Annotated in this window: 4 protein-coding genes; all 4 read right to left on the bottom strand. The window is 67.7% G+C overall.

The window, feature by feature from the left end; genetic code table 11:
* Window positions 1–287, bottom strand: a 287-nt coding sequence (locus tag WB508_RS01655; protein WP_423843134.1) for a maleylpyruvate isomerase N-terminal domain-containing protein, incomplete at its 3' end; no start/stop codon positions are given.
* On the bottom strand, window positions 284–817 hold the full coding sequence (locus tag WB508_RS01650) for a hypothetical protein (protein ID WP_423843133.1): 534 nt from the start codon (window positions 815–817) through the stop codon (window positions 284–286). The genes WB508_RS01650 and WB508_RS01655, both read right to left, overlap by 4 nt.
* A gap of 47 nt (window positions 818–864) precedes the next feature.
* On the bottom strand, window positions 865–1,566 hold the full coding sequence (locus WB508_RS01645; protein WP_423843132.1) for an anti-sigma factor domain-containing protein: 702 nt from the start codon (window positions 1,564–1,566) through the stop codon (window positions 865–867).
* Window positions 1,567–1,656: 90 nt separating this feature from the next.
* Window positions 1,657–2,369, bottom strand: a 713-nt coding sequence (locus WB508_RS01640) for a hypothetical protein (protein ID WP_423843131.1), incomplete at its 5' end; no start/stop codon positions are given.

Here is a 2,369-nt window from a genome sequence, read left to right as displayed (position 1 = left end):
GCTCGCAGCTGTGCAGTGACGTGGGCCAGCGTCCGGGTTCGGCGTTCGAGAACGCCGGCCCCGGTGTAGCTGGGGGCCAGCTGGGTCTCCCCGTCGGCGCCGGCATCAGATGATTCGCCGCACAGGGCGGACTCCAGGTGCGCCAGGTGCGCGATGACATCCTGCACGGTCCAGTCCGGACAGTCGGTCGGTGCGTCAGCGAGCGCCGGATCCAGTCCTTCGGCCAGGGCCAGCACGGCGTCGGCGGACTCCCGCCATCCGGTCACGTAGGTGGGCAGCATGCTCATGGGTTTCCCGTGCCGTTCATGAGGGACTTCTTGAGATTGCGCCTGCAGATGAAGGTCCAGCTGGCGAGGGCGAGTCCGGCGAGCAGTCCGGTGGTGGCGATGGCTTGCCCTCGCTCGCCACGTGAGGTGAAACCGTCAACGATCGCGAACGTGTAGGTGGCATTGTCGACCCGCTTGTCCCGGGGTGCGCACCGTATCTTCAGATCGTCGCGGCCCTCAGGCAGCAGATTGATCAGGTGCCACTCAGTTCCGTCGAACTCGACGGGCACGTCGATGGCGGCGGGCTCGATCGTGACGGACGCGTCCTCCGGGTCGACACCGCGGCACGTGATGGCACGTTCTGGTTGAACGATGTCGGTGAAGACGGCGACGCTGGAACCCCGCGCGTCGGCACGCTCCTGGGTGACCGGGACGAGCGTCGAGTCGCGCACCGTGTCCCAGGCGCCGGCGGCCACGACGGTGGCGCCGACCCATCCGGCCAGGACGAGAAGCAGTGCGGCCAGATAGCCGAATGCGCTGGTCACCTTCACGGAGGCAACTGTGACACATCAGTGCGCGCTAGGCCCGCCAACGCGGTCTACAGCGGCAGGACGGCAATCGGCAGCGAGCTGGGCCGGTCGGAGCCGCCTGCGGGCTCCACGGTCACGGCGATGCGATCGGTGGAGCCGAGCCGGTCCGCTGTGATGACCGTGGAGGTCGCGAAGGTGCCGCGCGGGGTGGCGCTGCCAGATGCCAAGGTCCAGATCTGATAGGTCTTTCCTTTGGCCAGGGGAGGCAGCTGATCGGCTGCGACCACTGCAGCGCGGCGCGCTTTGGAGGTGACGACGCGGATGGATCCGCCGCCAGCCACGACCTTGGACCGGGTGGCCGCGTCGGGGGAGGCGAGGACCGTCGAGATGGAGGTCGATGCTGCCAGAGCGGCGGCGTCGGCGCCGTCGCGCTGATCCGTCACGTAGTTGGTCGCTCCCACCACGGGCACGACCAGAGCCGCAGCGACAGCGAGGGCCGGAATGATGCGGCGCCAGATGTGGCGGGTGCGTGGATGGTCGAAGGTGCGGTGCTGGGGAACGGAGGCGACCGCCGACAGGATCTGTGAGCGGAGGCGAGGCGGAGGCGGCTCAGACTTCGCGGCGGCAAGCACAGCGGCAGCAGCGGCGAAACCGCCGACCTGGGCCGTGCAGCTCTCGCACTCGAGCAGATGCGCTTCGAATCGGCGACGGTCAAGATCATCGACTGCGTTCAGGGCGTAGGGAGCGACTAGCGCATGGAGGTCGGACATGGTGGACGCTCCTTTCGGTGAGATGGGGGGTGTGGCCAGCGGGCGCTCACCGGAGGATGAGCGCCCGCTGCCGTGCTGGCTGCTAGGTGATCAGCTGGCGGGGGTGGTGTTGACGGTGATCTTTGCGATGCCGACCAGGAGCTGGTCGGTCACGGCGTCGGTCTTGAAGGTGCCGTTGAGCAGTTCAGCGGCGACCGGGGAGACGAAGACCTTGGTGCCCTCGAGAATGGCGGTGTCGCCTTCGGTCTGCAGGGGCTTCAGGGTCGCTCCACGCAGCTGGAAGATGAATGCGCTGGTGGCGGCGGTCTTGCCGTTGACGGCGACGTCGCCGTAGACGCGGCTGGCGCCCGGGTCGACGTTCAGGTTGGTGATCTCGACCTTGGTCTCGCCGGCCTCGAGCGAGAAGCCCGAGCCCTCGTGCTGGACCTGGCCGATGACGTAGGGCTTGGCCTCGGTCTTGTCGAAGACCGTGACGTTGCCGCCGGTGATCGGGAAGACGAGTGAACCGTCGACCAGGTCGCCTTCGCCCACGACTCCGGGCGTCAGGCCCAGCGAGGTCAGCGCGTCGGTGAAGCCGGCGTCCAGCAGGACGGCGGTGGTGTCACCGGACAGGGCGTTGATGCGGGCGATCGGCTTGGCGATCTTCACATCAGAGCTGGACGAGGACGAGGAGGAGGAAGCCGAGTCCGTGGAGGAGCAGGCGGCCAGGGGCAGAGCGGCAACAGCGGCGAGCGCGATACCGGCGAAGTACTTGCGTGAGCGGTTCATGTGAAAGACATCCTTGATTGAGTGGTGCGTGGGTG

It is taken from the genome of Aeromicrobium sp., assembly GCF_049586495.1.
In the GTDB taxonomy this organism is placed as follows: Bacteria; Actinomycetota; Actinomycetes; order Propionibacteriales; family Nocardioidaceae; genus Aeromicrobium.
Note: the sequence above shows the minus strand (reverse complement) of the source record. Positions and strands in the feature narration are given on the sequence as shown.